The following is a 19,704-nucleotide window of genomic DNA, read 5'->3' as shown; positions in this document are numbered from 1 at the left end:
TTTCCAAAATCCACTAATTAATTGTTGTAATGAATCCGCGAGGTTCAGTACATAATACAGTTACCAACCGATAGGAGGTGAACAGCAATGGCACAGAACAACAACAGCTCCAACAACCTTGTCGTTTCTAACGCTCGCGGCGCCTTGGAACAGTTGAAATATGAGGTAGCCCAAGAACTTGGGATTACTCTTTCCCCAGACGGATACCAAGGCAATAAAACTTCTTACGAAAACGGTTCGATCGGTGGTTACATCACTAAGCGTCTGGTAACCCTGGCTGAACAACAACTGGCAGGTCAATTCGTCAGATAACCTGTCCCCTAAAGCTTGCCTAAGAAGCATTAACCGGCCTTACGGCCCGGTTAATGCTTTTTTATGATGGCCAAGCTCCTGCCTAGAACTCATTGTAGATCTCCGTGTACTGATTATAGTAGTAAATTACCCGTTGAACATAATGCCGGGTCTCCCCGAACGGAATATCTTTTATAGCGGCTTCAGAGCCGTCCCAGGCGCCTTCATCCAGCCAGCTCTTCACCTTGCCGGGACCGGCGTTGTAGGCGGCGATGACAGCCGTCCGGTTGCCTTCAAACTGCTTGGACAGCGAAGAGAGGTACCATGTGCCCAGCTCAATGTTGGCCGATGGCTCCTCCTTCAGCTCCTCCAGCGACACCTCGGGCAGCTTGGCCGTTTCCAGGGCCCATTTGGCCGTATCTGGCATCAGCTGCATTAATCCGATTGCGCCTTTCTTGGATTCGCGGCCGGTCTTGAAATTGGTTTCCACCCGGATGATTGAGGCGACCAGAAACGGGTCCATTTCGTAGGTCTGGCTGTGCTTACGGATTTCATTCTTATAATAAATGGGATAAAACCAGGTCATCCAGTTGGTACTCAGGAACAGTACTGCAGTAAAGCCCAGGAACAGCAGGAGAAGCACTCTTTTGCGGCGCAGCCATTTCAACATGGCAATCCCAGCCTGGCCCACAATTCTTCAACCTGCCGCTTCGTAGCTGCGGGCTCCCCCCCGTTGTCAATGACATAGTCGGCCCGTTCGCGCTTGGCCTCTATATCCATCTGGGCGTTCAATCTGCCTTCCGCCTGTTCCCTGGTCAATCCGCTGCGCTGCATCAACCGGGCCAACTGAACCGCACGCGGCACGTAAACTACCACGATTTGCGTAAACAGGTTGTCCAGCCGTGATTCGTAGAGCAGCGGAATATCCACAACCACCAGCCGCTGCGGATCTTCCTCTTCATAGCTGTGCATCTGCCGTTTAATCTCTTGGCGGATCGCCGGATGCGTCAGCCCGTTCAGCTGTGCCAGCGCTTCCGGGTTATTGAAGACGATCTCGCCAAGCCTGGCCCGGTTCAGCGTACCGTCCGGCTGCAGAATGCCGTTTCCGAACTGCTGTACAGCGGCGGCCAGCACCGGATGCCCGGGGAGCATGACTTCTCTGGCAATGACGTCGGCATCGACAAGTCTTGCTCCCTTTTCCGTCAGCATCGCGGAGACGGTGCTTTTGCCGGAGGCGATACCTCCGGTTAAGCCAATAATCATGTACTCACCTCATAACAGCTTCATTATTCCCATTGCTATCAATAATAACGCAGGCAGTGCGGCGGCATGCTTCATCCAGAAGCTCCCGGACAGCTTCAGTCCCGTACGCATCCCGAGAGCCAGGAAGCTGCCGCTGAACACAGCAATCATCAGCGAGGTGGCGATGGGGCTGAAGCCCAGCAGCGCTGCGCCCAGGCCGGCGCCAAACGCGTCCAGCGACAGCGCGATGCCCAGCACCATGGCCTCGGCCGGGGAAATGCTTCCCGAAGCATCCAGGTCGGCCGACGACGGTGTGCGCAGAATCTGGATCACTATGCCCAGATGCCGCAGCTCCAGCGAGAATACGGCCGGTCTCGGTGCCTCACTCTCAGGCGCCGGGAAGGTCCCGTCACCCGCCGCCAGGGCTGCCATTTCCGTATCGGCTTTCCCGTCAGGGCCTCCTGCGGTGTCCATCTCCCCCTGCATCAGCATCTGCACCAGCGACCAGCAGCCCATCAAGACGAGAATAACCGCTCCAACAATGGACGCGGCATCCGGAGAGACCACCTTGGCCAGCAGCACGCCAACCTGCATCGATACGCCGACGACGATCCCCGAGCAAAGCGAGATGATCAGAATCGATAGCAGCGGTATTTTCATTTTGCGTAACCCGTATGTAATGCCGACACCAAAACCGTCCAAACTCAGCGCAAACGCCAGCAGCAAAAGCGAAAACAGTGGGCTGAGCACCCGCAATCCCTCCTGTAAAGAACCGGAAGCCAGGGCTGGGAGTCAGCTCCCGCCAAGGCTCCGCTTCCGCCTATTTTCAGCAGTCTTTACACAGTATATGGGCGCTGTCTGCAGGGGGTGCGTGGTATTTGCGAAGCAGGGACGGCTTCTTGGTCAGGCAGAACAATTAGAAACTGCTTACACTCCAGTGGTTAAAGGCTTCACTGCTGCGGTTGGAACCGGCTGGCAGCTTGGGCAATAATGCGTCCCCCGGCCGCCGACCACCGATTTCTCAATCATCGTGCCGCAGGTGGCACAGGGCTGATTCTTCCGGCCGTATATCAGCAGCTCCTGCTGGAACCGGCCGCTCTCCCCCTGTCCATTGACATAAGATTTAATGGAGGAGCCGCCGGCGTCCACCGCTTCCGACAGCGTCGCGACAATCGCCCCGTGCAGCTTGTCCAGCTGCCCGGCGGTCAGCGATTTGGCCGTCTCCTCCGGATGAATTCCGGCGCGGTGCAGCGACTCATCCACATAAATATTACCGATGCCGACGACATATTCCTGGTTCAGCAGCAGCGGCTTGATCTTTGTGCTCTTGCCGGCGACCAGTGCCTTGAACCGGTCCGCCGTAAACGAATCATCCAGCGGCTCCAATCCCAGCTTGTTGAGCGGCGGCAGAAGCAGATCCTCGCCAGGCTGGAACAGATGCATCGTGCCGAACTGGCGCACATCGGTATAGCGCAGCTCGGTGCCGTCCGTGAAATGAAAAATGACATGCGTGTGCTTGTCCAGCGGGTCCGAGCTTGAATAGACTCCGTACCGGCCTTCCATCCGCAGATGGGAGACCATGACCAGACCGTCCAGAATAAACCGCAGGAACTTGCCGCGGCGTTCGACCCCGATAAACTTGTGACCTTGCAGCATATAGGCAAAAGCCTGAATATCATCCGGCCGCTGGATAATCCGCGGCAGCCGGACGGTAACATTGTGAATTTGTTTCCCTGCAATGAGGGCGTTCAAGGTTCTCTTGACAGTCTCTACTTCCGGTAATTCCGGCATATTGCTTCACCTCTCCCCCATTATACCGGATAATAAGGGCCAGCGGGGAGGCTATTTCGCTTCATACCAGTTGCTTCCATAACTTACCTCAGCCTTAAGCGGAACAGAAAGCTTGAGCGCACCTTCCATAACCTCCGGAACCAGCTTCTTCATCAGCTCCAGCTCATCCTCCGGCACCTCGAAGACCAGTTCGTCATGCACCTGCAGCAGCATCCGGCTCTTCAGCTTGCGGTCATATAGCGCCTGATCCATCTGAACCATCGCCAGCTTGATGATATCGGCGGCCGTTCCCTGGATCGGCGTGTTCATCGCCGTGCGCTCCGCGAACGAGCGCAGATTGAAGTTCTTCGCGTTAATCTCCGGCAAATAGCGGCGCCGCTCCAGCAGTGTAGTGACATAGCCCTGCTTGCGAGCCTCCACCACAATCTCATCCATATAGCGGCGCACGCCCTGAAAAATCTCAAAATACTGCTCGATAAACTGCGCGGCCTCTTTACGCGGAATGTTCAGGTTCTGCGACAGCCCGTAGTCGCTGATGCCGTAGACGATACCGAAGTTGACCGCCTTGGCCGAACGGCGCATATTGCTGTCCACCTGTTCAGCGGAGACGCCGAACACGTCCATCGCCGTCTTGGTATGGATATCCATATTATGGACAAAAGCTTCCTTCAGCCGCTCATCGTCGGAGATATGCGCGAGCACACGCAGCTCGATCTGCGAGTAGTCTGCAGCCAGAATGGACCAGCCCGGCTCCGAAGGAACGAACACCTTACGGATCTTCCGCCCTTCCTCCAGGCGGATCGGAATGTTCTGCAGGTTCGGGAACTGGCTGCTCAGCCGTCCCGTAGCCGCAATCGTCTGCCGGTAGTAGGTGTGCACCTTGCCGGTCTCTTCAGAGATTTCCTTGAGCAGACCTTCCACATAAGTGGACTGCAGCTTGGCAATGGTGCGGTACTTAAGAATGAGCCGCACAACATCATGGTATGGCGCCAGCTTTTCCAGTACCTCCGCATCGGTGGAGTATCCGGTCTTCGTCTTCTTGACGACCGGAAGGCCCAGCTTCACGAACAGAATCTCACCGAGCTGCTTCGGCGAATTCAAATTAAATTCCGTGCCGCAAATATCGTAAATCTCCGCCACCAGAGCGGAAATCTGCTGTTCGAATTCCTTGCCCAGCTCCTGCAGCTCGTCGCGGTTGGCGGTGATGCCCTGCTTCTCCATATCGGCCAGGATGCGGGAGAGCGGCATTTCCAGATCATAGAACAGCCCGGTCATCGCCGCCGCTTCCAGCTCCGCCTGCTGCTTCTTCACGATCTCCGTTACCGCCGCGCTCTTGCGAGCGATATGCGAGCCCGCAACCTCAGGCTCCGGCACCTTGTATTTGGCGCCTTTGCCGAAGACCGTTTCATCCGCAGCCAGGCGCGGCAGCCCGTATTTGGCGGCCAGATCGCTAAGCTCCTGGCCCGCTTCCGTCGGGTCGAGCAGATAAGCGGCCAGATGCACATCGCTGTGCGCCCCGGCAAAAGCGATGCCCTGCCAATGCAGCGCCAAGTCGGCCCGGTGCAGATCGAAGCCGCTCTTCGGGATCCCGGGATCGGCCAGCCAATCCCGCAGCGTTGCCGCTCCGGGCGTCTTCAGCAGCTCAAACGGCACATAATAATGCCGTTCCGCCGAAGACAATCCGAGACCGACAACCTCGGCATGATGCGGATTCTCCCCGTTCGATTCAACATGCAGCGCTGTGATGCCGGACAGGTCCGCATTCAGCGTCTCCATATCCGTCTCAGAGATGATGACGATGTCGAGCTCCGCCATTTCCTGTACAGGAGCGCTCTCTCCGTCTTCTCCCGGCGCAGCCGCAGCGTGTGCGCTCAGCGACAGACGCTCCAGCAGCGATTTGAACTCTAGCTTGGCCAGCGCCGGACCGGCGGTATCGGACTTGATGCCGGTGAACACCATGTCCTCCCAGGCATGCTCCAGCGGAACCTCGCGGTAGATCGTCGCCAGCTTCTTGCTCATGACGGCGCTGTCGGCATGCTCCTCCAGCTTCTCCTTCATCTTGCCCTTCAGCTCGCCGGTTCCGGCCAGCACCCCTTCCACGGAACCGAACTGGTGCAGCAGCTTCAGCGCGGTCTTCTCGCCGACTCCCGGCACGCCGGGAATGTTGTCGCTGGCATCACCCATCAGGCCCTTCAGGTCGATGATCTGCTCAGGCGTAAGATCATACTTCTCACGGATCTGCTCTGGACCATACAGCTCAACCTCAGTGACGCCCTTGCGGACCAGCGCAATGGTCGTATGCTCGGACGCCAGCTGCAGCATATCCTTATCCCCGGATACGATCATCACTTCGCGGCCTTCCGCATCGGCAATGCGTGAAATGCTGCCGATAATATCGTCGGCTTCGTAGCCGTTGATTTCAAATTGCGGCACACCGAGGTCGCGCAGCAAATCCTTCAGGAGCGGGAACTGCTCGGAGAGCTCCGGCGGCGTCTTCTGGCGGCCGCCCTTATAATCTTCATAGCCTTCATGCCGGAACGTAATCTTCCCGGCGTCAAATGCCACAATCAGGTGGCTAGGTTTATGTTCTTCAATCAAACGCAGCAGCATCGTCGTAAAGCCGTATACGGCATTGGTCTGCTGTCCGGCCGAATTCGTCAGCGGCGGCATCGCAAAGAACGCGCGGTAAATAATATTGTTTCCATCTATAAGGATCAACTTGTCCACTGTAGCACCTCGCCTTTTTCTTGCTTACTCCCTTACATCTTACCATACGGCCTGCCCAAAACGAACCAAAGCGCACGAAATAGCACAAAGCCTGTATGACATGCAGGTTAACCATCCGGCTTGTCCTTAAACCTCTTTTTCTAAAAAAACGGCAGCATTCCTCCCGCAAAGCATTCCCGGAACAAATAAAAAAACAGCAAGCTTCCGGGCTGGAAACTTGCTGTTATCGTTGCTTACGTAACTTGACATTATTGATTCAAATCCGGGCGTTTGCCCGTGACCAGATACACAACGCTCTCGCCGATATTGGTGGCATGGTCGGCAATCCGCTCGATATAGCGGCCGACCAGGGTCAGCAGCATCGTCTGCGACAGGGAATCAGGGTTGGCGACCAGATGATTGTACAGCTCATTGATCATGCCGCTGTACAGATGATCGACCTGATCGTCGTCCTGAGCCATTTTGTAAGCCAGATCGGTATTCTCATCCAGATAAGCCTGAATGGCTTCGTCGATCATCTGGTTAACGATTTCCGCCATGCGCGGGATATCCACCAGCGGCTTGATGAGCTGCTGACCTTGAATACGCATCGTGACCTTGGCTACATCAAGCGCGAGATCGCCCATCCGCTCCAGATCGCTGGAGATTTTGAAGGCGACGATAATCCGGCGTAAATCCTTGGCCACGGGCTGCTGGGTAATAATGAGCCGGGAGCCGATATCCATAATTTTGTCTTCCATCGCATTGAGCGCCAAATCCGCTTTGACGATCTCCTGGGCACGCGCGGTGTCCAGTGTTTGCAGCGCCACAATGGCGCCTTCCAGAGCATCCGTTACATGCTCGCCCATTTGCTGCAGGGTGCTGCGCAGTTCTTCCAGGTCCTTGTCGAATTCTTTTCTGCGAATCATATCCTAACCGATCCTCCTCCAAAACGTATCGTCATCAGTATTCACAGGAACGGTTGATGGCTTAGCCAAAGCGTCCCGAAATATAGTCTTCCGTGCGGGAATCCTTCGGATTGGAGAACAGCTGCTCCGTATCCGCCGCTTCTACAATTACACCGTTCAGGAAAAATACAGTGCGCCCCGACACACGCGCCGCCTGATGCATATTATGCGTGACCATGACAATCGTATACTCGCTGCGCAGCTCCTGCACCAGCTCTTCAATCTTCAGCGTGGATACCGGATCGAGCGCCGAGGTGGCTTCATCCATCAGCAGAATATCCGGCTGCACCGCCAGTGCTCTGGCAATACACAGACGCTGCTGCTGACCGCCCGAGAGGCTGAGCGCGGATTTCTTGAGGAAATCCTTCACTTCTTCCCACAGCGCGGCTTGGCGCAGGCTTTGCTCGACCAGCACATCCAGCTCCGCTTTGGAGCGTGTGCCGTGCAGACGCGGACCATAGGCAACATTGTCGTAGATCGACTTCGGAAACGGATTAGGCTGCTGAAAGACCATGCCTACCTGCTTGCGCAGGCTTTCCACTTCCACTTCGTCGCTGTAAATATTTTTGCCGCCAATCGTTACGCTTCCTTCAATCCGGGTTCCGGGAATCATGTCGTTCATACGGTTGAGTGTGCGCAGCAGAGTGGACTTTCCGCAGCCGGAAGGGCCGATAAACGCAGTGACCTGCTTCTCCGGGATTTGCAGATCCATTCCTTTCAGCGCATGGAAAGATTCATAGTAGAGATCCAGCTTCTCTATGTCAATGATGGATTTCATTCGTATTAGTGTCTCCTTCTCATCATCTTCGTACCCCATCATAAGCGTTCACTGTAAATCCGGTTGAGGAGAATTATTATCCCTGTGTAAAATAACCCCGCCCAGCAAACCGGCAGATTCGCCGCAGTCTTGCATAGCATTCCTGTACCCCAATCCGCTTATCCGGGAAAAATACAAGGAACCCTGCCTTTTCGTTCATCTAAAAATCATAGCAAAGAATTGTAAAGAGAATGTCAACGCAGCGTAAACGGAGGGTTAAACAAAAAAGAACACCGTCATATTACATGACAGGCGTTCTTTTCTTATTGACTACCAGCTTATAGCCGACGCCGCGAATGGAGTCGATGTGAACGGATTCCGGATCAAGCTCAAGCTTCTTGCGCAGAGAGCTGACATGAACATCCACGGTGCGCTGTCCGCCAATGTAATCAAAGCCCCAAACGGCATTCATCAGGTCATCGCGCGTCAGCACCACTCCCGGCTTGCGCGCCAGATACAGCAGCACCTCGAATTCCTTGGGCCGCAGATTAATGCTCTGTCCGCCAAGCGAAACTTCATACCGTTCAGGATAAATCTCCAGCTGGCCTAAAATGATTGTGGAGGAGGAAGCCCCCGTCTCCGGCTGGATCTCTTCGGTCACTCCCGTAATCCGCCGCAGCACTGCACTTACCCGCGCCAGCAGCTCGGACACGCCGAAAGGCTTGGTGATGTAATCATCGGCGCCGGATTTCAGTCCGCGGACAACATCCTCTTCGGCATTCTTGGCGGTCAGGACGATCACCGGTGTAAGGATTCCTTGGCTGCGCAGCTTATCCAGGATATCGATTCCGTTCATTCCCGGCAGCATCAGGTCCAGCACGATCAGGTCAAAAGGTTCTCTGGATGCACGGTCGTACCCTGCCGTTCCATGATCCTCAACCGTAACCTCGTACCCTTCCTGCGTCAGATTGTAGGACAGCAGCCGGGCCAGCGTCGGTTCGTCTTCAATGACAAGCAATCGTTGTGCCATAGTTCCCCCCGTCTTTCTTGTGTTAAATTTACAAATAACCAAAACTATAGAGGTTGAACTTTACATAGCATAGCAAGGATGAAGTGCGGAGGGGAAGTTTGGAACTGGAAGAGCGTCAGCGTCCGCCTTTGTCACCGATTTCTACCGCTTAAAGCGATAGAGTTAAAGAAATCTGGGGACAACAGCGGCTGGAAGTCCAAACATTCCCCGTAGTACCCCCGTATGCGCTTAAAGATCAACCAATATAGAGCCAAGCCCATCATATCACCGGAATGTTAACTTGGTGTAAAATCTTTCATTGTCAAAATGATTTCGCTTCAACTTTATAGTAGCGTGTTGAAGGCGGGCTGACAATCCGTGCGGGCAGCCGGGCCTGGAGCGGTTAGTTCTCCCGGTTGAACCAGCCGGACGCCTGCACCGGCCCAGCAGCAATCTGCACGGTCCTTCAGTCCGGTTCCTGGAGCAGCGGCAGCTCGATGATAAAGGAGCTGCCCAGGCCGAGATCGCTCTCCACAGTGATGGAGCCGCGGTGCATATCGACCAGGTGCTTCACGATGGAGAGCCCGAGTCCCGTACCGCCGGAGCTGCGCGATCTCGCCTTGTCGACACGGTAAAAGCGTTCGAAGATCCGCGGCAGGTCCTTGCGCGGAATGCCGATCCCGGTATCGGTGACGGTAAACAGCACCGTCTCGGTGCCGTCGGCTTTCTGGCCGGTCTTTCCCGTTACTTTGACGAACCCGCCCTCATGCGTGTAATTAATCGCATTCGAGAGCAGGTTGATGAAGATTTGCCGCAGCTTGTCCTCGTCGCCTTCGATGAACAATTCCTCCGGCACATCCACACTGATGCTGATGTTTTTCTTCTCTGCCACCTTGCTCAGCGTTTCCAGCACCGAGTTCATAAAATCAATCAGATGCACAGGTGAGCATTCCAGCTGCACGCGCTTGGATTCGATTTTGGACAGGTCCAGAATGTCACCGATCAGGCGGTTCAGACGCTCATTCTCGTCATAGATAATCTGCAGAAATGAGCGGGCGGTCTTCTCATCCGTCACGCCGCCGCCCAGCAGCGTTTCGGCAAAGCCCTTGACGGCCGCTACCGGTGTCTTGAGCTCATGGGAGACATTGGCTACGAATTCGCTGCGCATCTTCTCCAGACGGCGGATCTCGGTAACCTCCTGCAGCAGAAACAGCATCCCCCGGTAGGAACCGTCCTGCATCATCGGCACTCCGTCCAGCCGGACAATCCGTTCATTCGGATTATAGATGCTCCGCTCGTCATGAACCGGCTCCCGGCCTAAGACACCCTCTTCAATGAGCCGGTTAATCTCATAGTGATGCTTCAGCTCCTTATAGGAGCGTCCGGCCATCTCGCTGTTCTGCACATCCAGCAGCTTCTCCGCCGCGCGGTTAAGCAGGGCGATCTCTTCCTCTGCGTTGATCATTACAATTCCGCCGGTCATATTGTCGAGCACGCTCTGCAGCAGGTCCTCATTGTCGCGGATCGTCTTGAGCTGGGCCTGCAGGCTGTCGGCCATCGCATTGATGGCAAACGCCAGCTGGCCGACCTCGTCCTTGCGCTGAACCGTCACTCTGGCATCGTAATCCAGATCGGTGATGCGCCGGGCCACCCGCGTAATCTGCTCCAGCGGGGAGGTCATGCTCGAAGCCACCTTGTAGCTGACAAAGGTCGCCGCAATGAACAGCAGCACCAGTCCTCCAGCCATGACGATCCAGGCCTGGCTCAGTCCCTCCGTCACCGCATCGAGTCCCATAGACATCCGGATATAGCCGTCAAAGCCCTGCTCCGACACTACCGCTCCGGCGACATAGAGCATTTTGCGGTCGAGCGTATCGCTGTAACGGATGGCCCGGCCGATGCCCTCCTTCGCCGCCAGCACTTCTTCTTCGCGGTTCGAGTGGTTGTCCATCTCCAGCGCATTTTTCTCGGAATCACCGATGACCCGGCCGTCCTTGGCTATGAAGGTAATCCGTGAATCCGTCAGCGTGGAGATGCGTTCGGCCTGCTCTGTGTAATAGCTCATGGCGTCCGGTCTGTCGGTATCGATGAATGTAAAAGTGCCGGCGAGCAGGTGAATCTCCCGGGTCATGTTCTCTTCCAGCGCCGCGATATGGGAATCACGGAAAAGCTTGGCCATCGTCAGGCCCGCGCCGGTCATCGAGATGCCGATCAGGATCATCATAATTAAAGTCAGGCGAATGCGGAAAGGTTTCATCAGTTCGTTTCCTCTTTCTTAAACATGGTTTCTCTGAACACATCCTACCTCCATTCCTGTCAAATTGCCAGAGCCGGAACCAATTATCAACGCAGTGTAAAATGACAGTGAACCTGCAGGCTGAATTTCTGCCTGTGATTGGTGAGTCTTCGGCATTATGATATGATCATTTTATAACTAGTTTGTGATACCGGGGGCAATATATGAAAGTTACCATTTCCGATGTGGCCAAGGCGGCCAACGTCGCCAAATCCACCGTCTCCAAAGTGCTCAACGACTCTCCCAAAATATCGGCGGGAACCAAACGCAAGGTCCGGGATATTATGAAGGAGCTCAACTATATTCCGAGCAGCATGGCTACAGGACTGGCCAAACGAAGCAGTAATACCGTCGGCCTGCTGGTCGACCTGTCCAAGCAAAGCGAATTTCTGAACCAATTCTTCTATAGCATCATCGGCGGGATCGAAAGTGTGATCGGCCCTATGGGGTATGAATTAACACTTTTCAATGTGCAGCACAGCGACAGCAAAGACCATTTCCTCAACCGGCTGGTCCGGAGCGGCCGGGTCGACGGGCTCATTGCCAACAATTCCGTGCTTACCGATGAACTGTCGCATACGCTGAATGAGCTGGATTTCCCTTATATCTCCATCGGCGAAATCCATGCACCAGGCAGTTGGGTGGACTTCGACAATGAAGCCGGCGGCAGGATGCTGATTTCCCATTTACTGAAGCGGGGTTACAGACGGCCTGCATTTATCGGCGGGGAAAAGAACGAACGGATTTTTACCCGGCGTCTGGCCGGTTATCTGCAAGGGCTGCAGCAGGCGGGCATTCCCGTCTGCGAAGACTGGATTATCAACGTCGAAGCCAATGAGCATGAAGGGTACCGGTCCGCGCTTCAGCTGCTGCAGCACATAGAACGGCCCGATTCCATAGTCTGCATGACCAGTTACTCCGCGTTCGGTGCCATCAAGGCTGCCCGCGAATTGGGAGTGGACGTGCCGGTACAGCTGGGCGTGGCTTCCTTTGACGAGTATCCGTTATCCCCCTACACCACACCGCCGCTGACCTCACTGAACATCGACACCTTCCGGCTTGGCGAATCCTCAGGGAGGTGGCTGATGGAACGTATCCAGAGCGGTCAGGCTGAGGCGCGGCAGCTTCTGCTGCAGCCTGATTTGATTGAACGTGCGTCTACGGCGGGTCTGGGGTTATAGGCTGCGAACTTGTGGGATGCTGCGGCTGCTAGTCCGGGGAATAGCCCGCAAGTTGTGGGATACGGCTTGTGTTCGGCTTGTGTGGTTTGTCGCGCGTCAGCTTGAACGGAGCATCTGTTGTACAAAATGCAATCTGGGACCCGTTGGTGCCGGATAGCTTTCTCTTGCCTGGAACCAGATAGGATGGATGCTTCATATTCCTGAGACCGCAGCTGCGCCGGTGCAGGTGCTGTGTAGAGGCGCTATATCCCGCTGAAAAAAACCGTACCAGGCAAGGGCTTCCCTTTGCCGGTACGGTTTTCGCTTTTCATTCTTATGCTGGGGCGCGGTGACTGCTTACTGGTCCTTCCAGCGCTGGACCGTCAGTGTGACGGTCTGTGCCCCTCCGGCAGGCGTCAATGTCCGGTTGGCAATATCTGCACCGCCGGAAGCTGTTTCAACGGATGCCCAGCTGCCGCGTGTCAGCTTATACTGCACTGCCGTTCCGGCAGGCAGGCTGAGCGTAACGGAATATACACCGTCGCTGCCCTTGGTCAGCTTATATGCGGGGTCTGCCGCATTCCAGCTGTTAAAGCTGCCGGAGAGATACACGGCTGCATCCGCCGGCGTAGAGACAGGAACGCTCACCCGGAACGTCACACCGTCCGCCTGGGGCTGACCCGCTGTAACAGTGCCGTTCACCAGACTCCAGGTTCCTGCCGTGAAATTATAATTATTTCCGCCGTTATTGTCCCAGGTGCCGCTTCCGTTATTGAAGGCAGCGGTCAGACCCGTAGCACTGCCGAGCGGGATGGACAGGAATTTGTACCCGGCGAAGGAAGAGGACTGCATCTGCGCACCGGGAGCGGTCGTCCAGGTGGTGGCATTATTCAGCTTGTAATGGATATATGAATTGCTGAAAGCCGTGTTCTTGTAATAAATGTTCGCCACAGCGGTCGGCGTAGACGTCGGTGTCGCAGTTGGCGTGGCAGTCGGCGTCACGGTCGGTGTCGCGGTCGGTGTTGCCGTTGGCGTCGCGGTCGCCGTGGCGGTCGGTGTGGCAGTCGGTGTTGCCGTTGGCGTTGCGGTCGGCGTGGCCGTCGGGGTTACCGTTGGCGTCGCTGACGGGGTTGCCGTTGGCGTCACCGGAGCACCGGACTTAATGCTGCCGGTAGGCGTGTAGGTCCAGGTGCCGACACCGAACAGGTAATTGCTGCCGCCGTTGCTGTCCCAGGTGCCGCTGCCGTTGTTGAAGCAGGCTTCCAGTTGGGTGGCTGCCCCGATGTTGATGGTGATCTTATTGTAGCCGCTGAGTTCCGATGCCGGAATCGGCACGCCGGGCGCTGTCGTCCATGTGCCTCCGGCCGGCCGGTAATGAATATAAGGCGAAGGATACCCCTGCTTGTAATAGATCGTCACATTGTTCCCCGCAGGAGTCGTCACCGCAGCAGCTGCGCTGAAGGCCGACATATTGCCCGCCGCGTCGAATGCCCGGATCTTATACTCGTAGGAAGTGCTGCCTGCAAGTCCGCTGTCGGTATACGAGGTGCCTGCAGCCGTACCAACCTTCACGCCGTTCCGGAAGATCTCATATCCGGCAATCCGCACGTTGTCGGTGGCAGCGTTCCAGGTCAGTGCTGCCGAAGACGCGTTTACTACCGAAGCCTGCAGGTTCGCTGGCGTGCTCGGAGCTTCGAGATCCGGAACGGCAGGCACATCGGTAATGAACGGATGCGTGCCCTCGATGGTTCCGTTAATGCTCTCCGTATACTTTCCTCCGGACTGCGTATACCTGCCTGCCCCGACATACACCTGCTGGATCTCGCTGCGGGTCACATTGCCCTTGTCATCCGTTGCTTCAATATAGTAATCCAGCAATTGGTCGCGGTAATCGGAGATATAGCTGAAGTACAGGTCGCCGATTTCCGACGCCGGAACCTTCTCCATCACCGCTTTGCTGCCCGGCTGCCAGGCGACGCCGTTAATATCCGGATTCAGGTCGCGGACATTCATCGGGTACTCTACCCACTCGCCGACCTTATCCGGATTAATGCCGGCAACGCCTGCGGCAGCCAAGCCTTCGGGATCATAGACCTTGAATGTATTGTCGGTAGCGTCCGCTGTTTTATCGCGGTGCACCCGGATCTTAACCTTAATGTCGCTGATGCCGCTCGTATCGTAAGCGTAGGTATAGATGGCAAACTCATTGTTGAAATGCTGCAGCGTCCAGCCTTCGGCCTTGCTGACATTCGCGCTGCCGGGGTTGTACGGATAGCGCTGCGGCCACCATACGGACGGACCGGTCTTGTCTTTGGCCAGCTTCTGGGTGACATAAGGCTTGGAGAAATAGATGGACTGGTTAAACGCCAGCGTCGGCTTCACGCTGTCATCCACATTCTCGTCGTAATAGCCGAAGCCGGAATCCATCGCCGGCAACAGGAAGTACCAGGCCAGCTCAGCCGGATTGGCGCCGCCTGCATAATCCTTGGACGCATCGCCCTTGACCGGGTAAGAGAGCATCCATGGATTAAGCTGATTGCCTTCATACGTAACCTCGCGGTCCAGTACCGTCGCCGGCTTCCAGTAATTCGGATGCTCGTCGAGCCAGATCTGCTCTGCGGTCTGCGCATAATTCAGCGAAGCCTGCAGCAGCGCAAAATTGCGTTCCAGATAATGATAGCCTTGTTCAAATGAGACGGTCATCCCCTCTTCCACCCCGGAAAGATTCTTCTTCGGTGCATAGGAGGTTCCGTTCGCCTGATTAAAGGCGCTGAATTGGCCTTTCCAGATGCCAAACGGCAGATGCCAGTGGTACCAGGTCGGGTCGGAGGAAGAATCCCGGGTATCAATCCAGGAGCCATCCTGGACATGGACCACATCGGAGGCTGCAGGCATGTTGACCAGCAGATATTCGTCAATGCCCATCCCCTTGACGCCCGAGTCCGAGTAAGTGACATTTCCGGCGTTCCGCCACGTCTCCTCGGAGCCCGCGCGGCCCGAGGAATTATCGCCGTCGTGCGCGACTACAAAAATCTGCTTCTGTGCCACCAGGTTCTCGTATGGCTTCAGGGCATCCGCCTTCACCTGTCCGAGATAGCCTTCCTCCCAGGACTGGGCCTGTGCCACCGGCACACCGACCACCTTGGACTGCTTGCCTGTCGCCGGATCGACGTATTGAACCCAGTGCGCCGTCGAGGCGAACGGGTATTTGTTCTGGACAACCTGCTGCTCATTGAACATCGGCTCCGACACCCAGGCCCCTAATGTGCTGGTATTCTGCAGATCGGCGCGGTTCGGCGGAGATACCATCGTGTCCGCTCCCGGGCTGTTCAGTAAGGGATAATCCTTAAGTGTCCGCGAGAAATGATTGTTCCCGATGACCGACCACTGGATGCCGAGCTTCTCCAGGACAGGAATGATCCGTTCGGAGAACCCGAGCTCCGTAGGGAAAAAGCCCTTGGAGGACTTGTAGCTGCTGCCCAGAAAATAAGGCTGGGCCAGGGTAGCCCCGTGGTAGATCAGGTCCTTCAGCAAATAATCGTTGCCGACCAGCGGTCCCATGGAATGATGCCCGGAAAAATGAATTATGTCGAGCGTATTTTTGTTATTTGCCGTCTTAAGCTGAGTATACGCGGTCTTCCACGGCGTTCCCCAATTCGGATCGGTATACCCGCTGACATTGCCCCGCTGGATAATATTGTTGACGTTATTCACCACTGATCCTGACATCGTTACATGCATCTGGGCCTGCGGATGATTGGCGTCCAGCGTATTCGCCACGCTCCAGGGCCAGGTCAAATACGCGCCGGTCTTCGCATGGTGGGAATAGTACGACACCAGGTCGTCATGCGGCATCGGCGAGCCGTTCGGCAAATAATACGTATAATTCGCCGGCGGATTCTGCTTGAGCTGGATGACATCGCCGTCATACGTATAGCGGACCGGACTGCCGACAGGCAAAGAATTATAAGCATTCACATCATAATAGGCCCAGAAATTCGGCATGTGGTTGTGGTATACATGGGAGGCCGCAATCTCCGCCGAGACACTTGCCCCGGCGGATTGGACCAGCATCAGAGAGCCGAGCAGCAAGGCCGCCGCTCTGCGCCCCCGTCTGAATCTGGAGTGCTTCATCCGGTTAACCAGCCCCTTTCAGCTATTGGACAGAAATGTTCCGTTATTGATCCTTCCAGCGCTGTACGGTCAATGTCACCGTTTGCGCACCGCCCGCAGGCGTAAGGGAACGGTTAGCGATGTCCGCACCGCCGGATGCCGTCTCTACGTTCGTCCAGGCGCCTCGGGTGAACTTATACGTCACAGCCGTGCCCGCAGGAAGGCTCAGGGTAATGGAGTACACTCCGTCGCTGCCCTTGGTCAGCTTGTAAGCCGGATCGGCGGCATTCCATTTATTGAAGCTGCCGGAGATGTAGACCGGACCGTCAGCCGGAGTTGAAGCCGGTACGTTCACACGGAAGGTTACACTGTCCGGCTGAGGTTCGCCTGCGGCGATGCTGCCGTTCACCAGGCTCCAGGTTCCGGCACCAAAGTGATAGTTATTGCCCCCGTTATTATCCCAGGTATTGCTGCCATTATTGAACGCAGCGGTCAGCCCGGCCGCACTGCCCAGCGGAACGGTTACCGACTTGTATCCGGTAAAGGCAGAGGCCTGCATCTGCACGCCCGGTGCGGTCGTCCAGGTGCTGGAGTTATCCAACTTATAGTGGATATATGAATTGGTGTAAGCCGTATTCTTGTAATAAATAGTAACCGAAGACCCCGGTGTGGCGGTCGGCGTTACCGTCGGGGTCGGTGTCGGCGTCACAGTCGGCGTTGGTGTCGGTGTCACCGTCGGTGTTGCGGTCGGCGTGGCCGTCGGTGTTGCGGTCGGCGTGGCCGTCGGTGATACCGGCGCACCCGCCTGAATGCTTCCTGTCGGCGTGTACGTCCAGGTGCCTGTGCCGAACAGGTAATTATTGCCACCATTGCTGTCCCAAGTGCCACTTCCATTGTTGAAGGCCGCTTCCAGTTGGCTTGCCGCACCAATGTCAATCGTAATCTTGTTGTATCCGCTGATCTCAGCGGCAGGTAAGGCTGCGCCGGGCGCAGTCGTCCATGTTCCGCCTGCCGGGCGGTAATGGATGTAAGGTGTGGTATAGCCCTGCTTATAGTAGATCGTTACACTGTTCCCTGCCGGCGTGGTTGCCAGTGCCGCCACGCTGAAGGCCGACAGATTGGTTGCGGCGTCATAAGCTTTTACCGTGTAGGTATAGCTGGTGCTGCCGGTCAATCCGCTGTCGGTATAGGAGGTGCCTGCCGTCGTGCCAACCTTGACACCGTTGCGGTACACCTCATAGCCGGTTACGCCCACATTATCCGTCGAGGCCGTCCAGCTTACCTTTACACTGGAAGCGTTCTGGGCTACAGCCGTTACACCCGCAGGAACACTTGGTGCCGTGGTATCCGTTGACAGCGGGGTTGCGGCGTAGATTTTGGCCGAACTCGCGCTAACCGATACTGTAATCTGTTTGCCGGTAACGCCACCCGATTGGACGGTTACGGTATCTGCGCTATTAAACTGGTTATACAGCTTGGTGCCTACAGCCAGCGAGCTTTCGGCGCGCAGCGGAATCGTTACGGTCTGTGTGCCGCCGGAAGCGTTGCTGAACGCGGAGATAACTTCCTGGCCGACATTCGTACCGCTGTCGATCCGGCGCGAGAAGGCGTAGAGATTCTGTGCGGCCCACATTTCGCGCTGGGTGCCGGTGCGCAGAGCCGGGTTATTCTTGCGGATCTCATTGAGCTTGGCTACATGCTTATAAGTGCTGGCGTTCGGGTCAAAATAGTTCTGGAGCACATTGCCGCTGGCATCGCGCTTCACCATCGACCAGCGGTTCCAGGTATCGGCGATGCCGCCGGTCATTATCTGGCCGTTGCCGTTGCCCTTGTTCTGCTCGGTGCCCTGGAAGACTACCGGCGTACCGCGGACAGTGAAGATGAAGGACAGCGCATTTTGCAGCTTCTCCACGCTGCCGCCAGCTTCCGTCAGGAAGCGGTTACGGTCATGGTTATCAATAAAAGTGACCATATGGTTCGCATTTCCGTTGTAATAGGAATCCTGGGCCAGCGTATTCTTGACATTGGCTTCAAAGGACTGGCCGTATGCGAAGCTGTTCAGCACCGAGAAGAACAACGGGAAGTCCAGCATCCCCCATTCCTTGTTCGCGCCGACCCAGCGGGAGACGAATTCGGCGTTGCCGTCGAAATTCTCGCCGAAGGTATTGACGCCCAGCAGATTCTGCAGCTCGCCGATATCGGTCGGCTTCATCAGCTTGGCTGCATCCACCCGCGCCCCGTCGGCGCCGGTATAGTCGAACCAGCCCTTAATGGAGCTGAATATTGCCTGTTTGGCCGCCGGAACATCGAAATCAATATCGTCGAGTCCACCCAGGTCATGGTTCTCCAGATAGTCCTGCGCCCACTGGTCATACCGTCCATCCGCCAACGACCAGTTAATATCACCGTTATGATGATACCAGGCCGGGTTGTTGAACGGCGCAGCCGGCTGCAAGGCTGGAATATCGTAGTATGCTTGCGTGCCAAGCATGTAATCGCCGATATGGTTCGGCACGACATCGATAATGACCTTGATGCCGAGAGCATGGGCCGAATCCACCAGCTCCTTCAGTTTTTCCTTGGTGCCGAAGTATGGATTGGCTTTGTTGGGGTCTTTGACATTATAGCCGTGGTAGGCGGTATTCTTGCCGGAGCCGTTGTTCTCCCGGTTCGTCATCTGCGGCTCGGCCACCGGAGAAATCCAGATCGCCGTATAGCCCATGCCCGCTATATACGGGAGCTTGTCGATGACGCCCTGCCAGTCGCCGCCCTTCATGTAGCGGAAATCCTCTTCGGAGTTCTCTCCGTAACGGATTGCGCTTCCAGTGGCGTTATTGGAGGAATCGCCGTCGTGGAAACGGTCTACCATAATCTGATAAATCGTGTCATTCTCGGTTACAGTGCCGATGCTGGCGGCCTCCACCTGCGCCGGAGGCACAACAAACAAATTCATCGTGATGGAAAGTACAATGGATGCAATCAGAACGGGAACAAGCCATGGTTTGCGTTTCATCCTCATCTCCCTCTCGTAAAAGCGTTTTCAATTCAGTTAAATCGTTTGCACAAAATGGCAACAGACTGCACTTCTACTTCCTAACTCACTGGATCGTCTTGCAGGATACCTGGAACTTACAGATTGACTGGCGGTATTGCGGGGTGAAGCCGGCTTTCCGGGACTTGCTGACAGGCAAGCAGCTGAAGTGACTGACAACGTTGAGTGAAGGACAGGCAGGGGTACTGAAGAACTGCAGCTTCATGTTGCAAGTTAACATTTGGTACAGGAAACCGGTTTCCCCTAAAAATTACCACGCCCCTGTTACGTTGTCAAGAAATATAATTCATGTTTTTTTGCAGAAGCAACTAAAAAAGCC

Annotated in this window: 13 protein-coding genes; 2 read left to right on the top strand and 11 right to left on the bottom strand. The window is 55.8% G+C overall.

Going from position 1 to position 19,704, the window contains the following annotated elements:
• Positions 1–87: 87 nt before the first annotated feature.
• Complete coding sequence (locus tag F1381_RS14210; protein ID WP_151735507.1) at positions 88–312, top strand: alpha/beta-type small acid-soluble spore protein; 225 nt, start codon at positions 88–90, stop codon at positions 310–312.
• An 82-nt stretch (positions 313–394) separates the two neighbouring features.
• Here F1381_RS14210 and F1381_RS14205 read toward each other — a convergent pair whose 3' ends face one another.
• From F1381_RS14205 to pnpS, 9 genes are all read right to left on the bottom strand, one after another.
• Positions 395–958, bottom strand: coding sequence for a lytic transglycosylase domain-containing protein (locus F1381_RS14205; RefSeq protein WP_151735536.1), 564 nt, complete (start codon positions 956–958; stop codon positions 395–397).
• Entirely contained in the window at positions 955–1,554 is a 600-nt protein-coding gene (coaE, locus tag F1381_RS14200; RefSeq protein ID WP_151735506.1) for a dephospho-CoA kinase, read from the bottom strand. The genes F1381_RS14205 and coaE overlap by 4 nt, the downstream gene beginning before the upstream one ends.
• Before the next feature lie 9 nt (positions 1,555–1,563).
• Positions 1,564–2,283 (bottom strand): manganese efflux pump, encoded by a 720-nt coding sequence (locus tag F1381_RS14195; protein WP_151735505.1) that lies wholly within the window; start codon positions 2,281–2,283, stop codon positions 1,564–1,566.
• Between the two features lie 177 nt (positions 2,284–2,460).
• On the bottom strand, positions 2,461–3,324 hold the full coding sequence (gene mutM, locus F1381_RS14190) for a DNA-formamidopyrimidine glycosylase (protein WP_151735504.1): 864 nt from the start codon (positions 3,322–3,324) through the stop codon (positions 2,461–2,463).
• A gap of 51 nt (positions 3,325–3,375) precedes the next feature.
• Positions 3,376–6,051 carry a DNA polymerase I gene (gene polA / locus F1381_RS14185; RefSeq protein WP_151735503.1) on the bottom strand — a complete coding sequence of 892 codons (2,676 nt, stop codon included), beginning with the start codon at positions 6,049–6,051 and terminating at the stop codon, positions 3,376–3,378.
• Between the two features lie 248 nt (positions 6,052–6,299).
• On the bottom strand, positions 6,300–6,959 hold the full coding sequence (phoU, locus tag F1381_RS14180) for a phosphate signaling complex protein PhoU (RefSeq protein ID WP_151735502.1): 660 nt from the start codon (positions 6,957–6,959) through the stop codon (positions 6,300–6,302).
• A 61-nt stretch (positions 6,960–7,020) separates the two neighbouring features.
• The gene (gene pstB / locus F1381_RS14175; protein WP_222850444.1) at positions 7,021–7,776 is read right to left on the bottom strand and encodes a phosphate ABC transporter ATP-binding protein PstB; all 756 of its coding nucleotides are present in this window, start codon (positions 7,774–7,776) and stop codon (positions 7,021–7,023) included.
• A 280-nt stretch (positions 7,777–8,056) separates the two neighbouring features.
• On the bottom strand, positions 8,057–8,785 hold the full coding sequence (locus tag F1381_RS14170) for a response regulator transcription factor (RefSeq protein ID WP_151735501.1): 729 nt from the start codon (positions 8,783–8,785) through the stop codon (positions 8,057–8,059).
• A gap of 445 nt (positions 8,786–9,230) precedes the next feature.
• The gene (gene pnpS, locus F1381_RS14165; protein ID WP_151735500.1) at positions 9,231–11,021 is read right to left on the bottom strand and encodes a two-component system histidine kinase PnpS; all 1,791 of its coding nucleotides are present in this window, start codon (positions 11,019–11,021) and stop codon (positions 9,231–9,233) included.
• A 203-nt stretch (positions 11,022–11,224) separates the two neighbouring features.
• Here pnpS and F1381_RS14160 point away from each other — a divergent pair, with 203 nt between their 5' ends.
• Entirely contained in the window at positions 11,225–12,241 is a 1,017-nt protein-coding gene (locus F1381_RS14160) for a LacI family DNA-binding transcriptional regulator (RefSeq protein ID WP_151735499.1), read from the top strand.
• 336 nt (positions 12,242–12,577) lie between these two features.
• Here F1381_RS14160 and F1381_RS14155 read toward each other — a convergent pair whose 3' ends face one another.
• Positions 12,578–16,354, bottom strand: a complete 3,777-nt coding sequence (locus F1381_RS14155) for a carbohydrate binding domain-containing protein (protein ID WP_151735498.1) — start codon at positions 16,352–16,354, stop codon at positions 12,578–12,580.
• Between the two features lie 43 nt (positions 16,355–16,397).
• Positions 16,398–19,346 carry an alpha-amylase family glycosyl hydrolase gene (locus F1381_RS29080; protein WP_151735497.1) on the bottom strand — a complete coding sequence of 983 codons (2,949 nt, stop codon included), beginning with the start codon at positions 19,344–19,346 and terminating at the stop codon, positions 16,398–16,400.
• Positions 19,347–19,704: the final 358 nt, after the last annotated feature.

Origin of the sequence: Paenibacillus tengchongensis, from assembly GCF_008973665.1 — a bacterium.
Taxonomy (GTDB): domain Bacteria; phylum Bacillota; class Bacilli; order Paenibacillales; family Paenibacillaceae; genus Paenibacillus_AQ; species Paenibacillus_AQ tengchongensis.
This window is presented reverse-complemented; position numbering and strand designations above follow the sequence as displayed.

Coding starts and splice junctions, on each gene's coding strand:
- coaE (WP_151735506.1), bottom strand. CDS start 1,554: ATGATTATTGGCTTAACCGGAGGTATCGCCTCCGGCAAAAGCACCGTC.
- F1381_RS29080 (WP_151735497.1), bottom strand. CDS start 19,346: ATGAAACGCAAACCATGGCTTGTTCCCGTTCTGATTGCATCCATTGTA.
- F1381_RS14155 (WP_151735498.1), bottom strand. CDS start 16,354: ATGAAGCACTCCAGATTCAGACGGGGGCGCAGAGCGGCGGCCTTGCTG.
- pstB (WP_222850444.1), bottom strand. CDS start 7,776: ATGAAATCCATCATTGACATAGAGAAGCTGGATCTCTACTATGAATCT.
- mutM (WP_151735504.1), bottom strand. CDS start 3,324: ATGCCGGAATTACCGGAAGTAGAGACTGTCAAGAGAACCTTGAACGCC.
- F1381_RS14210 (WP_151735507.1), top strand. CDS start 88: ATGGCACAGAACAACAACAGCTCCAACAACCTTGTCGTTTCTAACGCT.
- phoU (WP_151735502.1), bottom strand. CDS start 6,959: ATGATTCGCAGAAAAGAATTCGACAAGGACCTGGAAGAACTGCGCAGC.
- F1381_RS14170 (WP_151735501.1), bottom strand. CDS start 8,785: ATGGCACAACGATTGCTTGTCATTGAAGACGAACCGACGCTGGCCCGG.
- F1381_RS14160 (WP_151735499.1), top strand. CDS start 11,225: ATGAAAGTTACCATTTCCGATGTGGCCAAGGCGGCCAACGTCGCCAAA.
- pnpS (WP_151735500.1), bottom strand. CDS start 11,021: ATGAAACCTTTCCGCATTCGCCTGACTTTAATTATGATGATCCTGATC.